Raw genomic sequence first — 20,725 nt, forward strand, 5'->3', positions numbered from 1 at the left:
AATAATGAGATGACGGGCGTTTTGCACTAAGAAAATCAACATATGAAAAAAACAGAACAATTAAGCGAGCAGGCAGCGGCTCCGCAAAGCCTGCTGAACAACGATCCGCCGCTACGTGCGGTGCGGGCATTTGAAGCTATCGCTCGCCTGGGCAGCGTGACCCAGGCCGCACGCGAACTGGCGATCTCGCCGTCAGCGGTAAGCCACCAGCTGAAGGTGCTGGAGGAGTATCTGCAAATTCCGCTGACGGAAAGAGCGGGGCGGCGGCTGACGCTCAGCCAGCAGGGGCGGGAGTACTACCGCTCGATCCGCGCGGCGTTTAATGTGCTGCGCCAGGCCACCGAGCACCTGGTCGATCAGGCCCAGACCCAGCAGGTCACCATCAGCCTGATCCCGCTGTTCGGCATGGGCTGGTTCATCCCCCGGCTGCCGTCATTTGTTCACGCTAACCCGCAGACCGAAATCAATGTGCTCTACGCCAACCACCGCAACTACCTCAGCGATGCCTCGGATATGTCTATCCGTTTTGGCGACGGGCATTGGGTGGGGTATCAGAGCGAAAAACTGATTTCCGGCAGGATGGTGCCGGTATGCAGCCGGGCGTTTCTCCGCCTGCATGGCCATATTGATACCCCGGAACAGCTACTGCAGATGCCGCTCCTGCATGATGAGGAGCGCACCACGTGGAATCAGTGGTTTGTTCAGCAAGGGGTAAAACGCCCGCCGCGCTCAACCGGGCCGCTGTTTGAAGACGGTCTGCTGACCCTTGCGGGCGTGCAGGCCGGCCTCGGCTGCGCCCTGATGCGCGAACCGTTAATCGCCCCCTATCTGAAAAGCGGCGAGCTGGTGAAAATCTTCGACGCGGCGATTGAGGATGGCCGGGATTACTACCTCTGCGTGCGTCACGACAGCGACATGACGCCCAACGGTAAGCTGCTGCAGAGCTGGCTGCGCAACGAGGCGCTAAATTAAGCGCCTTGCGCAGGTCAACGGTGGCGGATCTGCAGCGTCGCCGGCAGGTAGCGCTGCAGCGGATCCGGCGTTTTCCCGTCGATAAGCTGGCTGAGCAGGTCATAGCAGTGCCACGCCAGCTGGCGGTTGTCCTGCTGGACGGTATCGATACGCAGCGACAGCGAGTCGTAGAGATAGTGATCGTCAAAGCTCGCCAGGTGAATGTCGGAATCCAGTAAATGGTGCTGGCTCATATAGCGCAATACCCCTTCCAGCAGGCCGCAGGCGGCGGTAAACAGCGCTTTCGGCGGGCGACCGAGACGCGCGCACAGCGCGGCGAACATCTCATAGCCGGAGCTCGGATGATAGTTACCGTTAATCACCCATTCGGGACGCAGCTCGACCCCCGCGTTTGCCAGCCCCTGGGTGAAGCCCGCCAGGCGGTCGCGCGACGGCGAGAGGCGCGGCTGCCCACCGAGGAACCAGAACTCATCGCTGTGCCCGGGGGCAATGCGCGAAATCAGATCCGCCGTCGGGCTGATGGCGTCGGTCATCACCAGCGGCAGGGGGCTTTCGCTGGGGCAGCGGTCAAACAGCACCACCGGCAGCTGTTCGCTAAGTTTGCGATAATCGGCGTCGTTGTGCAGGCAGGAGGCGACAATCAGACCGTCAACCTGACGGGCAATCATATTATTGACCACCACGTTTTCCTGGGCCGGGTTTTCATCGGTACAGGAGATAAGCAGCTGCACCCCGGCTTCGCGACAGAGCATTTCAAGCTCGTGAGAGAAGACGGCAAAACCGTAGTTGGTGATTTCAGGTACCACCAGACCGATGGTATGGCTGCGGTTATCGCGCAGCGAACGGGCGTGGATGCTGGGCTGGTAATGTTGTTCGCGGGCAATCGCCAGCACCCGCTCGCGGGTTTGCCGGGCGACACGGAGCTCTTTGCCGCGACCGTTCAGCACCAGGCTGGCGGTCGCTTTTGAGACCCCCGCCAGCCCGGCGATATCTTTAATGGTAACGCGTTTGGTTTTCATCACGGCAACATGCGCCTGAAATTAAAACGCTTATTCTACCATGCATGGACGCAGCGGCCAGTAGCAGAATGTCATCGGGCGCTGCGCCGTTGAATACGATCTGCGCGGGATAGCGCGGGAAGCAGCGGCAGCTCATCACCCCTTTACCCCCTCAATTTTGCCGATGGCCTGCTGCCTGGCCAGCGCGCCATTCACCAGAACCAGGCGCAGCCGCGTGGCGCAGGGTGCGGCGCTGGCAATATTGTCCTTACCCCCCAGAAGCGGAAGCCGCGAGCGGGAAATCTGCTGAAAATCCATAATCCCCTCTGAATGCATGATTATTTTTGCGCAGCTGACGGTGCGGATTGCGCCCGTCGCGGCGGCGTGGGTTATGTTGGCTAAACCGGTTTAATCAGTGTGGCGGAGATAACAAAGCGGGCCGCAATATCGGCCCGTGAGAATCAGAACTGACGGTTAAGATCGCGCTGGTAGGGCAGGGCGGTCATGGCGCCTTTGGCGGTGGTCGCCAGCGCTCCGCAGGTTTGCGCCAGCGCAATGGCGGGTTCCAGCGTCGCCGCATCCGTCGGCATGCCGCGGTCGGCCAGGCTGGCGAGCAGCCCGGCAACGAAGGCGTCGCCGGCACCGGTGGTATCAACGCTGACCACCGGCCTGGCCGCAAAACGCGTCACCTGCTGCTGGAAAGCGGCGAGCACGCCCGCTTTGCCCTGGGTAACCAGCAGCAGCGCGGGCCGATAGCGCTGGGTCAGGGTGGCGATCCCCTGCTCAAGATCGTGGCTGCCGCTGATGAACACCAGCTCTTCCTCGGAAAGTTTCACCACGTCGGCCAGCGTGAGGGCTCGATCGAGGCTGGCGTGCAGCAGTTCCACATCCTGCCACAGATCGGGGCGGATATTCGGGTCAAAGCTGACCCGCCCCCCGGCATGTTTGATCTGTTCCATCGCGGTGAACGTGGTGCTGCGGCTCGGTTCGGCGCTCAGCGCGATAGAGCAGACGTGCAGCCACTGGTCTGGGGCAAACGCCGGGAGATCCTCCGGCTGCAGAAACAGGTCCGCGCTGGGGCGAACCATGAAAGTAAAGGTTCTTTCGCCCTGATCGTCGAGATCGACCACCACGGTAGAGGTCCGATGCTGCGCATCGCGCTGCATATAGCGAATATCCACCTGCTCCTGGCTGAGCGTTTGCTGCATAAAGCGGCCAAAGGGATCGTCGCCGACGCGGCCAATAAACCCGCTATGGCCACCCAGGCGGGCGATACCCACCGCGACGTTGGCCGGCGCGCCGCCGGGGCACTGCAGCAGGCGTCCTCCGCTTTCCGGCAGCAGATCGACAACCGCATCCCCAAGAACCCATACTTTTGCATTCATGCTGATTTCACCTCAATGCTAAACTAAATTAAACCGGTTTAGCTTATTAAAACATAGCTTGCTGACGATCGGAACGCGGCGATCGAGAAAGTGCGAGGCAGGGCAAAAAAATAGCTCTACTGACGCGGCGCCGGAGGCAAGCTTACGCCGCCGTCCGGGCCAGACCGTCGATAATCACCTGCATGATCCCCTGCGAACAGGGTTCGATACGCCCGCGTACGCCGTATACCGCGGCGAGTATCTCCGGGGTAATGACCTGCGAAGGGGCTCCGTCGGCCAGCAGCTGTCCCTCTTTTAGCATCAACACATGATCGGCATGACGCAGGGCGATATTAATGTCGTGGACCACCACCAGGGTGATGATATTACGGCTGCGGGTCTCCCTGCGCACCAGATCCATCACGTGAAACTGATAGTTCAAATCCAGGGCGCTGAGGGGTTCATCCAGTAGCAGCAACGCCGGCTGGCGGATAAGCGACTGGGCCAGACCGACGAGCTGTTTCTGCCCGCCGGAAAGCTGGTCAAGGTAGCTCAACGCCAGGTGCTCAATACCCAGCTGGCGCAGCAGGGACATCACCTCCGCCTGCTTATCCGGGCGCATAAAACCCCCGGCGGCGCGCTGGGCGACGATAATCGACTCCAGTACGTGCAGATGGACGCCCGCAGGCAGCGTTTGCGGCAGATAAACCACTTTTTCCGCGCGGCGGGCGAACGGCAGCGCCAGCAGATTTTCCCCGGCCAGCGACAATTCCCCCGTCGACGGACCGAGGCCCGCCATCGCCCGCATCAGGGTCGATTTTCCACTGCCGTTAGGGCCGAGAAGGGCGGTGATTTGACCGCACGGCAGGTGAGGGACCGTCAGATCGCGGATAACCTGACGTTTCGGATAGCCGGCGCTGAAGCGGGTGAGCGCCAGCCCCGGCGGCGCAGCGGTATACTGGGTCATACGTTCCCCCGGTGGCGTAAAATAATACTCAGGAAAAAGGGGACTCCGACCAGCGAGGTGACGATACCCACCGGAATAATGGCGCCGGGGATCAGGTTCTTCGACGCCACCGACGCCAGCGAGAGTACCAGGGCGCCGATGAAGGCGCTGGCGGGCAGATAAAAGCGATGATCTTCGCCAAAAATCAGGCGCGCGATATGCGGGGCGACGAGGCCGATAAAACCAATCGGGCCGACGAAGGCTACCGCCAGCGCCGACAGGATGCTGATGCGCAGTAGCGTGGTCAGCCGCAGGCGGCGAACGTTAATGCCGAAGCTGATGGCCCGGTCTTCGCCGAGGCGCAACGCGGTCAGTTTCCACGCGCTCATCATCGAGAGCGGCATGACCACCGCCAGCACGGCCAGTAAAATTCCCACCTTTTGCCATGAGGCGCGATCGATACTGCCCATGGTCCAGAACACCAGCCCCTGTAAGGTATCTTCGTTAGCCACAAACTGCAGCATCGACACCAGCGCGTTAAAGGTAAAGACCAGCGCGATACCAAACAGGATCACCCCGGAGGTGGCCACCTGGGTCCAGCGGGTAATTCCATCCAGCAGCAGAGCCGCCAGCAGGGCGAAGATAAAGGCATTGGCGGAGATAAACCACTGGCTGGGGATCCCCGGAATGCCAATCCCGAGGACGATGGCCAGCGCCGCGCCGAACGCCGCCGCCGAAGAGACACCAAGGGTAAAGGGGCTGGCGAGCGGGTTATTGAGGATGGTCTGCATCTCCGCGCCGGCGAGACCGAGCGCGAGCCCTACCACCACCGCCATCAGGGCGTAAGGCAGACGAATATCCCAGACGATCGCCCGCGTTCCGGCGTTCGCGCTGTCGGGGTCCGTCAGGGTTTGCCACAGCGTATGCAGCGGCATTCCGGAAGGCCCCATCATGAAGTCGAGCAGCAGCGAAGCGCCGATCAGCAGAAGTAACAGCAGCATAAAAGCGATGCGGCGGCGCAGGATCCGGCGATAGTTTAGCATCACCTCATCAGCTTCCAGCTTCAGAGCGTCGATGGCGGGTTCTGTGGTCGCACTCATGGGCGTTTACTCACCTTGTTTCCAGGAGAAGACGAACGGCAGATCGGGCAACGTGGTGAAGTGACGCACGATGTAGCGATAGGTCTCGTCCGGGTTCAGGGTGCTAAAAGAGTGCGGATAGATATCTTTCGCCAGATATTCCATGCCGACGATATTCCACGGATGATTGTAGAAATGGTGGTAAACTCCGTAGGCACGCTGCGCTTGCACCGCCGGGATCTCGCTGACGCCGGTACGCGCTAGCAGCTTCTGCCCCTGGGCGTTAACCGCCTGCTGGCTGACCTGGTAACCTAACGGCAGCACCTGACTGTTGCCGCGTTTCGAGCCGGTCATGATGTAAGCATCGGGTTTCAGACTGATAATTTTTTCCAGCGCCGCAAAACCGGAGGCGCCTGGCAGGACCTGTGAGCCAATATTATTGGCGCCTACCGCTTCCACCAGACCACCCCAGCCGCTGTGACCGTGGGTAAAGCAGCAGGCGTCGCTGTTCCCGGCCAACGCTTCGACAAACACCGTGGCTTTCGGCGACAGGGTGGCCGTTTTCTGCTGGATTGCCTGCAGGTGCTGACGATAGTAATCGGTATAGGCTTTGGCCTGGCTCTCGCGGTTGAGCACCCGGCCAAGCAGATCGATACTTGGGGCGGTATCTTTGGCAGGATTCACTTCATAATCAACAAATAACACCGGAATATTCAGCGCAGCGAGCTTACTGATAACGCCGCTTTCCGTCAGCGCGGGCTTAGCGCGCAGCTGAGCAATCATCAGATCGGGCTGGCGGGAGAGGACGCTTTCGAGGTCGACATTGCCTTTGTCGCTAAAACCCATATCAAGAATCGTCGCCGACTGCGGCCACTTGTGCTTTAGCATTTCCCAGGTAGCCACGTCCTGTTTCTTTGCCAGGTTATTCCAGGCCACGACCCGTTGAAAAGGGTTATCGCGGTCCAGCAGCGCCAGCGTCATCAGGTCTCGTCCATCCTGCAGAATGACGCGCTGCGGCTCGTGCTGGAGGGTAATACTGCGGCCGTCGAGGTCGGTTACCGTGAGGGGATACTGCGTGGCGTAGCTGAAAAAGGGGGCTGCGATCAAGGCTGTAAAAATAAATGAGCTTACTGATTTTCTTGCCATAAGGTGAGTTCCGTTTGCGAATTTATAAATATAATGATTTTGATAATTATTCGCGGCTGAAAATAAACGGCAGGTATATGAGGCCGGAATTTCATAAAATGTAACAAACTTGTTAGGGCTAACGGGCTGCCAGAGGCGCGGCGGTGGACTAGTCTGAAAAGCCGATGGGAAGCGCAAAGGATGGTTTTAAGAACTATCCCTAAAGTCATCACCAGAATCTTCTGCCATGATGGTGACGACTCATAACATTAAGCACGTTAGAGAGGAAATTATGAAAAAAGCAATGATTGCGTTATCTGCGATTCTGGTAGCAGCCCCTGTTTTGGCTGCGACAACACACGCTACTGATGACACCGTCGCGGCGGCCCATGAAGGGGCTAATACCGCGAAGGAAAAACTGCACCAGGCTCAGAACGAAGGCGATGAGCTGAAGCTGAAATCGGAACACGCGGCGCAAGGTAAAAGCGACAGCGTCGGCAGCCAGGTGAGCGAAGGCGCGCAGAAAACCTGGAATAAGACCAAAGAAGGGACCGAGAAGGGTTGGGACAAGACCAAAGAAGGGACCGAAAAAGGCTGGAATAAAACCAAGGCCGCCACCGAAAAAGGGTGGGATAAAACCAAAGAAGGCGCCGCCAAAGGCTGGGATAAAACCAGGCAGGGTGCTGAAGACTTAAAAAATAAAGTCACTGAATAATCACTGCCGGTTCGTTATAAAAAGGTCGCGAAAGCGGCCTTTTTTGTTCCTCATGATCTCATCCCTCTGCTTCCTGCCTCTCTCGCCTGGTTATCCTTTTCGCGTCGGAGACGCTTCACCAGCCTGCCAGGAATCGTCCTGGTTATCCTGATATTCACTGTTTCTCCACATTGCGGCGGTACAAAAGGAGATATATCAGGAGGTGTACAATGAAAAAGATGATTTCTCTGGCTGTGATCGTGTCCTGCGTATTGAGTTCGTTGGCGTATGCCGAAGGGCCGAATGACAACCGCAACCCTGGCCAGCAGCAGGAGTGGCAGAAGGGCGCTGGCCACGGTGGTCAGGACGGTAATCGTCAGCAGGGGCCGGGTAATAATGGCCCGCAGGGGTATGCCGATAACCGTGGCGCGGATCGCGGCAATCACGGCAACGGCCGGGCGCAGGGCCAGTCCCATCCGGATCGCCACGAACAAGATCGCTTTACCTGGAACGGCAACGATTTCCGTAAAGGGCAGCCGGCACCGGAGCATTTCCGCGGCAATGACTATCGGATCAGTGACTGGAACGATCGCGGCCTGCCGCGGCCCCCTCAGGGTCAGCACTGGTCATACATTAACGGCAACTATGTCCTGATTGCGGCAGCCACCGGCATCATTACCTCTATTCTGGTGAACGGCGCGCTGAGTCGCTGATCCCCCTGCCACGACATCTGACCACCATGAGCTCCTCTCTCGTCACGGGAGAGGGGACGCCCTGCGGAGTGATGCGCTTTTTTATTCAGCCCGTCATCCGGGCAGGACTTATCACCGTTGACCACTGCCTGCACGGTAAGGCCTTTCCCGGTAAGTTCGTACGCCTTACTTTCGACGGCAGCGAAGAGATCTCGTTGGCGACGCCGTTTGCCGGGGCGGCGGCCGGTGCGAACCCGGTATCATTATATTTCGCCGCGCCGTTGGTTTCCGCACCGATCATAAATATGCTGTTCTCAGTGTGATATTTGTAGAATAAACATGTGTTAATAATCTCTTATTTAAATGTTTATATTTTAATATAGCCCTTAGGTTAGTCTATTTCACTGTTAATGGCTTACTTAATAGCATGGCCTCTTTGGCTTATTCTCCTGCCGACACACATTGGATTTCATCTGGCGCTATGCCGGGTAACTCTCTGAATAATCATTAGTAAATGAGATGAGGCCGGTTCCAGAAATCAGAAATCTTGCTTGCATTCAACGCTTATCCAGATAAGTTATGGAGTCTGAGTATCTTCGCCATACGTTAATCTGCAGGTGTGCTGGCTTTTTCACTGACCTGGCCGCCCGTGGTCTGATGCCTGAATTATGCAGAATATTGATTCTATTTCCCGGAGACCGGCATGACCGATTTTGTGATTCCCGAAATTAAAGCAGCTGAAGAAGAAATGATTGCGATCCGTCATTATTTGCATGCCCATCCGGAATTAAGTCTGGAAGAGTTTAATACCAGTGAGCTGGTGGCGGGGAAACTGGCGGAATGGGGCTATACGGTGACCCGCGATGTGGGGAAAACCGGGGTGGTGGGGACCTTAACCAAAGGCAACTCGCCGCGGACCATCGGGCTACGCGCCGACATGGATGCGCTGCCGATCTTTGAAACCACCGAATTACCGTGGGCCAGCACCGTGCCGGGCAAAATGCATGCCTGCGGTCATGACGGCCACACCACCATTCTGCTGGCGGCGGCGAAATATATCGCCTCGCCGGCCTGCCAGTTTAACGGCACGGTACATCTGATTTTCCAGCCGGCGGAAGAGGCTATCGGCGGCGCCGACCTGATGATTAAAGACGGTCTGTTTGAACGCTTCCCGTGCGATTGCGTATTCGCCCTGCACAATATGCCGGGGCTGCCGGTCGGCAAGCTGGGCTTTTATGCCGGCAACTTTATGGCTTCGGCCGATACGGTCAAGATCACCATCCATGGCTATGGCGGCCACGGCGCTCATCCTGACCGTGCGGTCGATCCGATTCTGACCGGTTCCGCGTTGGTGATGGCGCTGCAAAGTATTGTGGCCCGCAACGTGCCGCCGGGGGAAACCGCCGTGGTGACCGTCGGGACCTTCCAGGCGGGGATCGCTTCCAACGTGATCCCGGAAAGTGCGGTGATGGAGCTGACCGTGCGGGCGATGAAGCCCGAAGTGCGCGATCTGCTGATTAGACGCATTACCGAGATCGCCGGGTTCACCGCCAAAAGCTACGGCGCAACCAGCGAGATTGAGGTCTATGACTCCTATCCGGTGCTGACCAACAGCGCGGACGAAACCGCCTTCGCCAAAGCGCTAGCCCTGGAAGTTTTTGGCAGCGAGCAGGTGCTGCCGGCGATTTCGCCGATGAACGCCAGCGAGGATTTCGCCTTTATGCTGCAGGCGCGTCCGGGCTGCTATTTCCTGCTGGGCAACGGCGAGAAGGGCGGCAAGGGGAGCTGCATGGTGCATAACCCAGGCTATGACTTTAACGATGACATTATTACCACCGGCGCGTCGTTCTTCGCCCGGTTAGTTGAAACACACTGCCGTTGATCTCTGGAGCTCGTAAATAATGAAAAAATCTCTTCTGCTGTGGGTCGCGCTGATGGCGTCAACATCGGCGCTGGCCGCAGAACAAAAGGAAATTCGTTTTGGCGTCGATCCCACTTTTGCGCCGTTTGAATGGAAAGACCCGCAGGGCAAGCTGGCGGGTTTCGATATTGATTTAGGCAACGCCATCTGCCAGCAGCTGCAGGCGAAATGCGTGTGGGTGGAAAGCAACTTCGACGGTATTATTCCGGCGCTGAAGGCGCGCAAATTCGACGCCATTCTCTCCGGTATGTACATGACCGAGAAGCGCAAAGAGCAGATCGCCTTCAGCGATAAGCTGTATAACGGCCCGGTGTTCCTCGTGGCGCGCAAAAATACGCTGACCGGTAATACGCCTGAGCAGCTCAAAGGCAAAACCATCGGCGTGGAACAAGGTTCGGCGCAGGAGACGTACGTCAATCAGCACTGGCGTCCGGCGGGGATTAACATTGTGGCCTACCAGGGCGCCGACAGCGTGGTGCGGGATCTGGAGTCCGGGCGTATCGATGGCGCGGTACTCTCCGGGATGATGGCCGACTACAGCTTCCTGCAGCAGCCGCAGGGTAAAGACTTCGCCTTTGTCGGCGGAAGTTTGCAGGATAATACACTGTTTGGCGCCGGCGCGGCGATTGGTCTGCGCAAAGATGACGAAGCCCTGCGTCAGGAAATTAACGGTGCGATTGCCAAAATTCTTGCCGACGGAACCTATAAAAAACTGTCGGGCAAATATTTTAGCTTTGACGTCTATTCCGGGACATAATGTGGTAATGCGTCCGGCGGGCATCAACCGGCCCGCCGCAAGATTCCTTTTCTGACTATCCAGTGATTGTCCTTTATCAGCCCTCGCGGTGTATCGAAGGATACAGAATATAAGCGATAAGGAGTGCACGGCATGAATACACGTCCATTGGGCAAAACCGGATTTTCCATCGCCCCGCTGGTCTTCGGCGGCAACGTTTTTGGCTGGACCTGCGATGAAAAAACCAGTTTTGCCATTCTTGATGCTTTTGTCGACCACGGCTTTGATGCCATTGATACCGCGGATGTTTACTCCCGCTGGGCGGATGGCAATCAGGGGGGAGAGTCTGAAACCATTATCGGCCGCTGGCTCCAGGCGCGGCCTGCCATGCGTGATAAGGTAAAAATCTTCACTAAGGTAGGCTCTGATCTAGGGCTTCCCGGGCAAAAAGGGCTGAAAAAAGCCTGGATCCAACAGGCGGTGGACGATTCGCTGCGCCGTCTGAATACCGATTATATCGATCTTTACTTTGCCCACTGGCCGGACCCGGAAACGCCGGTCGCCGAGACCCTGGACGCTTTTCAGGCCCTCCAGCAGGCGGGAAAAATTCGTGCGATGGGGGCATCCAACCTTGATGCGCAGCAGCTTTCCACCGCGCTGGAAGTAGCGCGTAAAGAGGGGCTGCCGGCCTGGCAGGTGCTACAGCCGGAATATAACCTTTATCACCGTTCCGCGTTCGAAGGCGCGCTTTGCGACCTGTGCATCAGCCGTGAGATTGGCGTTGTCACCTATTACAGCCTGGCTTCCGGTTTCTTAACCGGTAAATATCGCCAGCAGTCCGATCTGGCGCAGAGTCAGCGCGGTGGCGGCATCGGTAAATATCTTAATCCGCGCGGAATACGCATTATCGACACCCTGGAAGAGGTCGCCGGCCAGCACAATGCCAAACCGGCAGAAGTGGCGCTGGCCTGGCTGATGAGCCGCGAAGGGGTCACGGCGCCGATCGCCAGCGCGACCAGCGTGTCCCAGGTGGAGAGCTTTGCGCGGGCGGCGCATCTGACGCTGAATGCCGCTCAGCTCGCCCGCCTGGAGATTGCCAGCGCCTGATCGTCTCGTGCCGGAGCCTTCAGGCTCCGGCGTTTCCCCGATGATACGTGGTGTGTCATATTCAGCATTTGCGCGCTGGCTCCCTGCGGGAAATTGCTCAGCGCGGCAAAATCGCTTCCCTGATAGCCCATGATCTTACCGTCGGTGCGCGCCTGTTGCAGATCGATCGGGATCCCCCCGTGTTGGAATGATTTTTTCGCGCCAGACAAACAGCGTCAGATCGTCGGCCACCTGCAGATTGTGGCAACCCGACATCCGTCAGCCCTTTCTCCACGCCGTCCAGACACTGCCAGGCATAGACGTTGTCGTTGAGAGAAGCCGTTTGCTCCTGCGAGGCGGTGGTCAGCGGCACATTCGCGGATGCGCTTCGCAACTTAATGTCCGGAAATCAGTGGATTATCGCTTTTGCCTATCCCGGGCGCGATTAGGCTTGCGCTCAATAAGATAATGAGTATAGTTCTCATTCTTCTTTTTGTTTGCAGGCTGAGTATGGAATAACCTGCGCCAGTGAGTCGTTCACAAGGAAACAGCGAAGGCGTAGGGTGGGGCTCAGCGTTACAAGGCCGGAAAATAACAATATCGGCACGGAGCTACCACCGGGTTATTGATTTTGTTAAGGATTTCTACAATGAAATACACCATCCCGGCATTAGCCCTGGCGATTTCTGCGGTCTTAAGCGGCTGCGCAGCCACCCGCTCCACTCCTGCTATCCCTGCCGCTGTCGAGAAAAGCGCAGCCACCGTCGGACAACCGTTAAAACGTGAACTGGCTGACGGGCTGTATGAAATGGCGCTCAGCCCGCAGGGCGACGCCCTGTACGTGGCAAGCGCCGAAGGTTTTAAAGATGTGCAGGGCGGGGCCGTTTACAAGCTCGACCCGAAGACCCTGAAGACCCTCGGTCTGAGCTATACCGACCTGAAAAATTTCGCCGTACAGATAACGCCGGATGGCAAAACGCTGTTTGTCACGAACTCCCTTGACGGCGGCATCAGCGCCATCGACACCGCAACCGGTAAAGTCAAAAAACGGCTGCTGTTTAGCGAGCGTAATGAAAAGGGCCTGCCTTACGGCGCGCGGCAGATCCTGCTGCTGGATAATACCCTGTACGTCGGCGCCGTCGCCGACCCGGCGCAAATCTGGGTGGTGGATGCCACCACCCTGAAGCTGAAAACGCGGATTAAAAACACCGGCAAGTGGATGACCGGGCTGCACTATTCCGCGCAAACCGGCCGCCTGTACGCCGCCAACGGCAGCGGCGAGATCCTGGTGATTAATCCGCGCAGCAACCGGATTGAACAACGCTGGAAACCGCTGGGCGACAAACCGGCGCTGCTGCTGAACATCGCGGAAGACAGCGAGACCGGGCGCCTGTTTGTGACCGATAACTCGAAGGCGAAAACCACCCTGGTGCTGGATATTCACAGCGGCAAAGTGATTAAGCAGCTGGAGGTGGGTGACTCTTTGGCGGTGCTGTTCAACCCGAAACGCAATGAAATTTATATCTCTCAGCGTGAATCCGGCAAGGTTATCAGCCTCAACGGCACCACCTATGCGCAGAAAAAGCAGTGGGATATCCCGGTTAATCCGAACAGCCTGCTGCTCTCAGCGGATGGTCAGACGCTGTTTGTCACCGTCAAACAGCCGTTCAACAAAGATCACTCGACCAAAGGTCCGGACAGCGTTGCCCGCATCGACCTGAGCGCCCAATAAAAATTCTGGCCCGGCAACGGGCCCTTGGTTTCATTTATCGTCATCACGGACTCATTATGTACACCACCTCTTATTCCTCTTTCCCGCTACGTAAAACGCTGCTGGCGTTAACGATTGGCGCCATCACCCACGCCGCGGCAGCGGCGGACAGCAGCAGCGACAACAAGAAAAACGAAGAGGTCATGGTCGTGCAGGCGACCGAAGGCAGCGATTTTAAAGCCGGCGGCGATCTGGTGGTTCCGGCGTTCCTTGACGGGCAAATCGCCCACGGCGGCCGTCTCGGCATGCTTGGCGAACAAAAGGCGATGGACGTACCGTTTAACGTCATCGGCTATACCGCGAAGATGATTCAGGACCAGCAGGCGCAAACCATCGCCGATGTGGTCAACAACGACGCCGGCGTCCAGACGGTGCAGGGGTACGGCAACTTTGCGGAAACCTACCGCATTCGCGGCTTTAAGCTTGATGGCGATGATATGACCATGGGCGGCCTGGCCGGCGTGGTGCCGCGCCAGGTGATGGATACGCAGATGCTGGAACGCGTCGAGGTTTTCAAAGGGGCGAATGGTCTGCTGAACGGCGTGGCCAGCAGCGGCGTCGGTGGGATGATCAACCTCGAACCTAAACGGGCGGAAGAGATGCCGACCACCCGCGTTGGCGTGGACTACACCAGCGATTCTCAGGTCGGCGGCAGTCTCGACGTGGGCCGTCGTTTTGGCGATGATAACCAGTTTGGCGCCCGGGTGAATCTGGTGCACCGCGAAGGCGAAGGCGCGGTGGATAATGACCGGCGCCGAACCACGCTGGCCTCCCTGGGGCTGGACTATCGCGGCGATCGTTTCCGCTCCTCGCTCGATTTTGGCTATCAGAAAAAAACCTTCCACGGCGGGACGATGGGGGTCAATATCAGCGGCGTCGACGTCGTGCCTGCGCTGCCGGATAGCCGTAAGAACTATAGCCAGAAGTGGGGCTACAGCGACATTGAAAGCGAATTCGGCATGGCGAAAGGCGAATATGACCTGACCGACAGCTGGACGTTATACGGCGCCCTCGGCGGCCAGCACTCGCATGAAACCGGCATCTATAGCGCGCCGAAGCTGGTTAATGAAAACGGCGATGCCACCGTCGGTCGTCTGGATACTAACCGCATTATCGACGCCATTAGCGGGATGGGCGGCGTACGCGGCAATTTCACCACCGGCGCCATTTCGCATCAGGTCAACGTCGGATATGCCGCGCAGGTCAGAACCGACGCTACCGCCTGGCGGATGTCGGCCAACAACCCGGCTACTAACATCTATGACAATCACGATGTGGCGATGCCGGACAACGCCTACTTTGGCGGTAACTACTTCGATCCGCTGACCACTTCGCGCAGCCGTACTCAGGGCTGGCTGTTGAGCGACACCCTGGGCTTCTTTAACGACAAAGTGCTGCTCACCGCCGCCGCGCGTCATCAGAAAGTGGTGGTGCGTAACTACAGTAACAGCACCGGGGTGGAAGAGACCTCCTCGCGTTATACCCAGAGCCGCTGGACGCCGACGGTAGGGCTGGTTTACAAACCGTGGGACACGCTGTCGCTGTATGCCAACCATACCGAAGCTCTGCAGCCAGGGAGCGTGGCGCCGAACACCGCGGCAAACGCCGGGCAGAGCACCGGGATCGCCCATTCGAAACAGAATGAGGTGGGGGTGAAAATGGATTACGGCACTCTCGGCGGGTCGCTGGCGCTGTTTGAAATTACTAAGCCCAACGCGATCTCTGACGCCAGGGGCCGCTACGGCCTGGATGGCGAGCAGCGTAACCGCGGCGCCGAGCTGAACGTTTTTGGCGAGCCGGTACTGGGGCTGCGCCTGAACGGCAGCGTGCAGTGGCTGGATCCGCAGCAGACCAAAACCGCCGGCGGCGTCAACGACGGTAAAGATGCCATCGGGGTGTCTAAATTCTATGCGGTGCTGGGCGCGGAATATGACATCAAGCCGGTTGAGGGGCTGACGGCGACGGCGCGGGTGAACCATACCGGTTCGCAGTATGCCGATGCGGCGAACAGCAAAAAACTCGATAGCTACACCACTCTCGATCTGGGCGTGCGCTACCGTCTGTCGCTTAATCAGAACCAAAACCAGATGGTGGTTCGTGCGGGCGTGGATAACGTCACCAATGAGAACTACTGGCAGGGTGTTGATGATACCGGCACCTATCTGTTCCAGGGGCAGCCGCGTACCGTCAAGGTCTCAATGAGCTACGATTTCTAAGCGTAAAGCGGGGCGGGCCGCAGCTGCTCGCCCTTTCTCTCCCCTGTTAACCCTCTCCGCTTGTCGCTCCCCGGCGCATCTGTAACTTGAAGTCGGGCGAGCAGAAGTGTTAAAAGGTGCCCCTTCATAAAAACTAACAGGGGATCGACGTGAAAGACGCGTCAACGCAGTCAGATGCCACAGCGGAGCGCGGCCCGACGCTTCATCGCGGTTTACAGAACCGACATATTCAGCTCATTGCCCTTGGCGGCGCTATCGGTACCGGGCTGTTTCTCGGCATCGGGCCGGCGATTCAGATGGCCGGACCGGCCGTGCTGATCGGCTATGCCGTCGCCGGGATCATCGCTTTTCTGATCATGCGCCAGCTTGGCGAAATGGTGGTGGAAGAGCCGGTATCCGGCTCCTTTGCCCACTTTGCGTATAAATACTGGGGCCCGTTTGCCGGCTTTCTCTCCGGCTGGAACTACTGGGTGATGTTCGTGCTGGTGGGGATGGCGGAGCTGACCGCCGCCGGTATCTATATGCAGTACTGGCTCCCGGAGGCACCGACCTGGGTCTGGGCGGCGGCCTTCTTCACGATCATCAACGCCGTTAACCTCGTTAACGTTCGTCTGTACGGCGAAGCGGAGTTCTGGTTTGCGTTGATTAAAGTGCTGGCGATTATCGGCATGATCGGCTTTGGCCTGTGGATGCTGTTTGGCGGCCACGGCGGCAGCAAAGCGGGGTTCGATAATCTGTGGCGGCACGGCGGCTTCTTCGCCACCGGCTGGCATGGCCTGGTGATGTCGCTGGCGGTGATCATGTTCTCGTTCGGCGGCCTGGAGCTGATTGGCATTACCGCGGCCGAAGCGCAGAATCCGCAAAAAAGCATTCCGAAAGCGGTAAACCAGGTGGTGTACCGTATTCTGCTGTTTTATATCGGTTCGCTGGTGGTGCTGCTGGCGCTCTACCCGTGGGTGGAAATCAAATCCGACAGCAGCCCGTTTGTGATGATATTCCATAATATGGACAGTAACGTGGTGGCTTCCGCGCTGAATTTCGTCATTCTGGTGGCTTCACTGTCGGTCTATAACAGCGGCGTTTACTCTAATAGCCGGATGCTGTTCGGTCTGTCGGTGCAGGGCAACGCGCCGAAGTTTCTCGCCCGCATCAGCAAGCGCGGCGTGCCGGTGAATTCGCTGATCCTGTCCGGGGTGATTACCTCGCTGGTGGTGCTGTTGAACTATCTGCTGCCGCAAAAAGCGCTGGGCCTGCTGATGGCGCTGGTGGTAGCGACGCTGCTACTGAACTGGATTATGATCTGCATGGCGCACCTGAAGTTCCGCGCCGCGCAGCGCCGTAAAGGGCGGGAGTCGAAGTTTAAAGCGCTGCTGGCGCCGGGCGGTAACTATCTCTGCATCGCCTTTCTCGCGCTGATTCTGGTGCTGATGTGCACCATCGACGGCATGCGTCTGTCGGCAATTTTACTGCCGGTATGGATCCTGGTCCTGTTTATCGTCTTTAAGCTGCTGCGCCGCCCGGCGTGACGCCCTGTCGCCCTGACGTTCGTCGGGGCGATCTTGCCTTTTATTGTGATCTTCTTCGCGCTTAGCGTATTTCGCGGAGGAACTTCTTTTTGTAATCGATTACTTTTCATTTCGAAGCGGTTTGTAATCGATTACTTTTTGAGGGCGGTCAAAATGGTATCAACAACTGAAGGTCGTGAAAGTGCCCGCGTGCAGCAGCGGTTTCTGGTGCCGCGCCTGTCGTTAATGATGTTTATGCAGTTTTTTATCTGGGGAAGCTGGTCGGTGACCCTGGGCCTGGTGATGACGCGTTACGAGATGTCGCTGCTGATTGGCGATGCGTTTTCTGCCGGGCCCATCGCCTCGATTCTCTCGCCGTTTGTGCTGGGGATGCTGGTTGACCGCTTCTTTGCCTCACAGAAGGTGATGGCGGCGATGCACCTGGCGGGGGCGGTTATTCTGTGGTTTGTCCCGCAGGCGCTGGTCGCGCAAAATGGCGCGTTGCTCATCGGCCTGCTGTTCGGCTATACGCTGTGCTACATGCCGACGCTGGCGTTGACCAACAATATTGCTTTCCACAGTCTGAACAATGTCGATAAAACTTTCCCGGTGGTGCGTGTCTTTGGCACCATCGGCTGGATCGTCGCCGGGATCTGTATCGGCGTAACCGGGATTTCCGATACCACGGCGATCTTCAAGCTGGCGGCTTTGTGCTCGGTGGCGCTGGCTCTCTATAGTCTGACGTTGCCGCATACCCCGGCGCCGGCGAAAGGCATACCGGTGAAATTTCGCGATCTGCTGTGCGCCGATGCTTTTGCGCTGCTGAAGACCCGCCATTTCTTTATCTTTTCGCTCTGCGCCACCCTGATCTCCATTCCGCTGGGTACCTATTACGCCTTCACCGCCTCCTATCTGGCGGATGCCGGAGTGGCTGATGTCAGCACGGCGATGGCGTTCGGCCAGATGTCCGAAATTGCCTTTATGCTGGTGATCCCGCTGCTGTTTCGTCGCCTGGGGGTGAAATACATGCTGCTGGTCGGGATGGCGGCGTGGTTTGTGCGCTATGCCTTCTTTGCCCTCGGCGTCAGCGAAGAGGGACGTTTTCTGCTTTATCTCGGCATTCTGCTGCACGGCGTGTGCTATGACTTCTTCTTTGTCGTCGGTTTTATCTATACCGATCGCGTCGCGGGCGACAAGGTCAAAGGCCAGGCGCAAAGTATGATCGTTATGTTTACCTACGGCATCGGGATGCTGCTGGGCTCGCAAATTTCCGGGGCGCTGTATCACCAGTTGGTGGCCGGGCAGGCGGTACCGCAGGCGTGGGTGACCTTCTGGTGGATCCCGGCGGTAGCCGCGGCGCTTATCGCGCTGATTTTCCTTTTCTCTTTCCAGTACAACGAGAAAGAGCCGCAATAACAATCGGGAGGAAGTATGAAAACGATCAAGGGACCGGGGATTTTTCTGGCGCAGTTTATCGGCCCGCAGGCGCCGTTTAATACCCTGGAAGGGATTGCGGCCTGGGCCGCCGGCCTTGGCTATCAGGCGCTGCAGATCCCGTGTAATCATCCGGCCATATTTGATGTCGAACGGGCGGCGGCGAGCCAGACCTACTGCGATGAGATTCGCGGGCGGCTGGCGGAGTATGGCCTGACCATCAGCGAGCTCTCCAGCCATCTTGAAGGCCAGCTGGTGGCCGTACATCCGGCCTATGACGCGGCTTTTGACGCCTTTGCCCCCGCTGCGCTGCGCGGTAACCCGCAGGCGCGCCAGCGGTGGGCGGTGGAAAAAGTGCAGCAGGCGGCGGTCGCCTCCGGGCGCCTGGGATTATCGGCCCATGCCACTTTTTCCGGGGCGCTGGCGTGGCCCTATTTTTACCCCTGGCCGCCGCATAACGCGCCGTTGCTGGAGGAGGCATTTGACGAGCTGGCGCGGCGCTGGCGGCCGATACTCGACGCTTTCGACGAGCAGGGCGTCGATCTGTGTTACGAAATCCACCCGGGGGAAGATTTACATGATGGCGTCACCTTTGAGCGTTTCCTGCGGCGAGTGGAGAACCATCCGCGCTGCAATATGCTCTACGATCCCAGCCACCTGCACCTCCAGCAGATGGACTACCTGGCGTACATCGATATCTATCATTCGCGCATCAAAGCCTTTCACGTCAAAGATGCCGAATTCCGCCGCGATGGCCGCTGCGGGGTATACGGGGGATACCAGCCCTGGCTGCAGCGGGCGGGGCGCTTTCGTTCATTGGGCGACGGGCAGATTGATTTCAAAAGTATTTTCAGCAAGCTGACCGAATACGACTTTGATGGCTGGGCGGTGCTGGAGTGGGAGTGCTGCCTGAAAGAGGCCGAGACCGGGGCGCGGGAGGGCAGCGAGTTTATCCGTCGCCATATCATTCCGGTTTCCGGGCGGGCGTTTGATGATTTTGCGGCGGGAAGCGGGGGGCCGGGATGATTCAGGTCGGGATTATCGGCAGCGGGTTTATCGGCCCGACGCATATTGAAGCCCTGCGCCGGGTGGGCGATATCGAGGTGGTGGCGCTATGCGATAGCCATCTGGCGCAGGCGCAGCAAAAGGCGCGGCAGCTGAATGTGGCCCATGCCTACGGGCGGGTTGAGGATCTACTGGCGCATCCCGGCTTGCAGGTGGTGCATAACTGCACGCCGAACCATCTGCACGCTGAGATTAATCGTCAGGTGCTGCGCGCCGGGCTGCATCTCTTCTCGGAAAAACCGCTGTGCATGCGCCCGGATGAGGCGCGTGAGCTGGTGACGCTGGCGGAAAGCGCCGGCGTGGTACATGGCGTGAGCTTTGTCTACCGCCAGTTCGCCATGGTTCAGCAGGCCGCCAGCATGATGCGCGAGGGGCAGATCGGACGGCTGTTCTCGGCGCACGGCAGCTATTTACAGGACTGGATGCTGCGGCAAAGCGATTACAACTGGCGGGTGGAATCCGCGCTGGGCGGCGCATCGCGGGCGGTGGCGGATATCGGCTCCCACTGGTGCGATACGGTTCAGTTTATAACCGGCCGCCGCATCACCGAGGTGATGGCGGATCTGGCGATCGTCTGGCCGACGCGCCATGCCCCGCTCGCCGGCCACGCCACCTTTGGCCTGCAGGATGAGAAGGCGGGTTATCAGGAACGCCCGGTGGATACGGAAGATATGGGGTCGGTGCTGTTTCGCTTTGATGATGGCAGCAAGGGCTGCTTTACCGTCTCGCAGGTTAGCGCCGGAAGAAAGAACCGTCTGGCGGTGGAAATCAACGGCAGCGTCTGCTCGCTGGCGTGGGATCAGGAGCTCCCGCAGCGGCTGTGGATTGGCCAGCGCGCGCAGCCGAACCAGATGCTCAGCGATGACCCGAGCCTGATGCAGCACGATGTTGCCGCCAGCGCGCATTTCCCCGGCGGGCATAGTGAAGGCTGGCCGGACGCCTTTAAAAATATGATGCTGTACTTCTACCAGGCGGTACGCGCCGGAAAGATGCCGCCAGAAAACCTGCGGCGTTTTGCCTCATTTTATGAAGGGGCGGATGTGATGTATATCATCGATGCGATTGTGCAAAGCCATCAGCAGCAGCGCTGGGTCCGCGTCGGGCGCTAGCCGGAGGATACT

General features: G+C 58.3%; 18 protein-coding genes and 3 pseudogenes. 13 read left to right on the forward strand and 8 right to left on the reverse strand.

The window, feature by feature from the left end:
- Window positions 1–42 precede the first annotated feature (42 nt).
- The gene (locus EDF73_RS09775; RefSeq protein WP_132728671.1) at window positions 43–972 is read left to right on the forward strand and encodes a LysR substrate-binding domain-containing protein; all 930 of its coding nucleotides are present in this window, start codon (window positions 43–45) and stop codon (window positions 970–972) included.
- Between the two features lie 14 nt (window positions 973–986).
- Here the strand turns inward: EDF73_RS09775 and EDF73_RS09780 are convergent, their stop codons facing one another.
- From EDF73_RS09780 to EDF73_RS09805, 7 genes and pseudogenes are all read right to left on the reverse strand, one after another.
- The gene (locus tag EDF73_RS09780) at window positions 987–1,991 is read right to left on the reverse strand and encodes a LacI family DNA-binding transcriptional regulator (RefSeq protein WP_132729021.1); all 1,005 of its coding nucleotides are present in this window, start codon (window positions 1,989–1,991) and stop codon (window positions 987–989) included.
- Between the two features lie 30 nt (window positions 1,992–2,021).
- A pseudogene (locus tag EDF73_RS27655) lies at window positions 2,022–2,139 on the reverse strand (hypothetical protein); the annotation flags it as partial.
- Window positions 2,130–2,288 (reverse strand): annotated as a pseudogene (locus EDF73_RS09785) (PTS transporter subunit EIIB); the annotation flags it as partial. The pseudogenes EDF73_RS27655 and EDF73_RS09785, both read right to left, overlap by 10 nt.
- Window positions 2,289–2,431: 143 nt before the next feature.
- A complete protein-coding gene (locus EDF73_RS09790; protein ID WP_132728672.1) occupies window positions 2,432–3,355 on the reverse strand; it encodes an aminoimidazole riboside kinase in 924 nt (307 codons plus the stop codon).
- A 142-nt stretch (window positions 3,356–3,497) separates the two neighbouring features.
- Window positions 3,498–4,301 carry an ABC transporter ATP-binding protein gene (locus EDF73_RS09795; RefSeq protein WP_132728674.1) on the reverse strand — a complete coding sequence of 268 codons (804 nt, stop codon included), beginning with the start codon at window positions 4,299–4,301 and terminating at the stop codon, window positions 3,498–3,500.
- Window positions 4,298–5,326 carry an iron ABC transporter permease gene (locus tag EDF73_RS09800; RefSeq protein ID WP_165905692.1) on the reverse strand — a complete coding sequence of 343 codons (1,029 nt, stop codon included), beginning with the start codon at window positions 5,324–5,326 and terminating at the stop codon, window positions 4,298–4,300. Before EDF73_RS09800 ends, EDF73_RS09795 begins: the two co-directional genes overlap by 4 nt.
- Window positions 5,327–5,386: 60 nt before the next feature.
- On the reverse strand, window positions 5,387–6,505 hold the full coding sequence (locus tag EDF73_RS09805; RefSeq protein WP_132728678.1) for an ABC transporter substrate-binding protein: 1,119 nt from the start codon (window positions 6,503–6,505) through the stop codon (window positions 5,387–5,389).
- Window positions 6,506–6,776: 271 nt separating this feature from the next.
- On the opposite strand from EDF73_RS09805, the gene EDF73_RS09815 reads away from it, so the two are divergent.
- The 6 genes from EDF73_RS09815 to EDF73_RS09840 all read left to right on the forward strand — a co-directional run bounded on the left by EDF73_RS09815 (window position 6,777) and on the right by EDF73_RS09840 (window position 11,634).
- A complete protein-coding gene (locus EDF73_RS09815; protein ID WP_132728680.1) occupies window positions 6,777–7,199 on the forward strand; it encodes a hypothetical protein in 423 nt (140 codons plus the stop codon).
- A gap of 209 nt (window positions 7,200–7,408) precedes the next feature.
- Entirely contained in the window at window positions 7,409–7,891 is a 483-nt protein-coding gene (locus EDF73_RS09820; RefSeq protein WP_132728682.1) for an RcnB family protein, read from the forward strand.
- 26 nt (window positions 7,892–7,917) lie between these two features.
- Entirely contained in the window at window positions 7,918–8,193 is a 276-nt protein-coding gene (locus tag EDF73_RS09825) for a hypothetical protein (protein ID WP_132728684.1), read from the forward strand.
- A gap of 380 nt (window positions 8,194–8,573) precedes the next feature.
- Window positions 8,574–9,752, forward strand: a complete 1,179-nt coding sequence (locus EDF73_RS09830) for a M20 aminoacylase family protein (protein WP_132728686.1) — start codon at window positions 8,574–8,576, stop codon at window positions 9,750–9,752.
- A gap of 19 nt (window positions 9,753–9,771) precedes the next feature.
- Window positions 9,772–10,548: an ABC transporter substrate-binding protein gene (locus EDF73_RS09835; RefSeq protein WP_132728688.1), complete on the forward strand. Its 777-nt coding sequence runs from the start codon at window positions 9,772–9,774 to the stop codon at window positions 10,546–10,548.
- Between the two features lie 132 nt (window positions 10,549–10,680).
- Window positions 10,681–11,634, forward strand: coding sequence for an aldo/keto reductase (locus EDF73_RS09840; protein ID WP_132728690.1), 954 nt, complete (start codon window positions 10,681–10,683; stop codon window positions 11,632–11,634).
- 47 nt (window positions 11,635–11,681) lie between these two features.
- On the opposite strand, the pseudogene EDF73_RS09845 reads toward EDF73_RS09840, so the two are convergent.
- Window positions 11,682–11,947 (reverse strand): annotated as a pseudogene (locus EDF73_RS09845) (MoaF C-terminal domain-containing protein); the annotation flags it as partial.
- 315 nt (window positions 11,948–12,262) lie between these two features.
- Here EDF73_RS09845 and EDF73_RS09850 point away from each other — a divergent pair.
- The 6 genes from EDF73_RS09850 (at window position 12,263) to EDF73_RS09875 (ending at window position 20,713) form a co-directional block, all read left to right on the forward strand.
- Window positions 12,263–13,345 (forward strand): YncE family protein, encoded by a 1,083-nt coding sequence (locus EDF73_RS09850; protein WP_132728692.1) that lies wholly within the window; start codon window positions 12,263–12,265, stop codon window positions 13,343–13,345.
- A gap of 56 nt (window positions 13,346–13,401) precedes the next feature.
- Complete coding sequence (locus EDF73_RS09855) at window positions 13,402–15,600, forward strand: TonB-dependent siderophore receptor (protein ID WP_132728694.1); 2,199 nt, start codon at window positions 13,402–13,404, stop codon at window positions 15,598–15,600.
- 149 nt (window positions 15,601–15,749) lie between these two features.
- Window positions 15,750–17,126 carry a phenylalanine transporter gene (pheP, locus tag EDF73_RS09860; protein ID WP_132728696.1) on the forward strand — a complete coding sequence of 459 codons (1,377 nt, stop codon included), beginning with the start codon at window positions 15,750–15,752 and terminating at the stop codon, window positions 17,124–17,126.
- Window positions 17,127–17,315: 189 nt separating this feature from the next.
- Window positions 17,316–18,521 (forward strand): MFS transporter, encoded by a 1,206-nt coding sequence (locus tag EDF73_RS09865; RefSeq protein WP_165905693.1) that lies wholly within the window; start codon window positions 17,316–17,318, stop codon window positions 18,519–18,521.
- A 15-nt stretch (window positions 18,522–18,536) separates the two neighbouring features.
- Window positions 18,537–19,565, forward strand: coding sequence for a sugar phosphate isomerase/epimerase family protein (locus EDF73_RS09870; protein WP_132728700.1), 1,029 nt, complete (start codon window positions 18,537–18,539; stop codon window positions 19,563–19,565).
- The gene (locus EDF73_RS09875; RefSeq protein ID WP_132728702.1) at window positions 19,562–20,713 is read left to right on the forward strand and encodes a Gfo/Idh/MocA family oxidoreductase; all 1,152 of its coding nucleotides are present in this window, start codon (window positions 19,562–19,564) and stop codon (window positions 20,711–20,713) included. Before EDF73_RS09870 ends, EDF73_RS09875 begins: the two co-directional genes overlap by 4 nt.
- Window positions 20,714–20,725: the final 12 nt, after the last annotated feature.

Source organism: Klebsiella sp. BIGb0138, from assembly GCF_004342285.1.
GTDB lineage: Bacteria > Pseudomonadota > Gammaproteobacteria > Enterobacterales > Enterobacteriaceae > Klebsiella.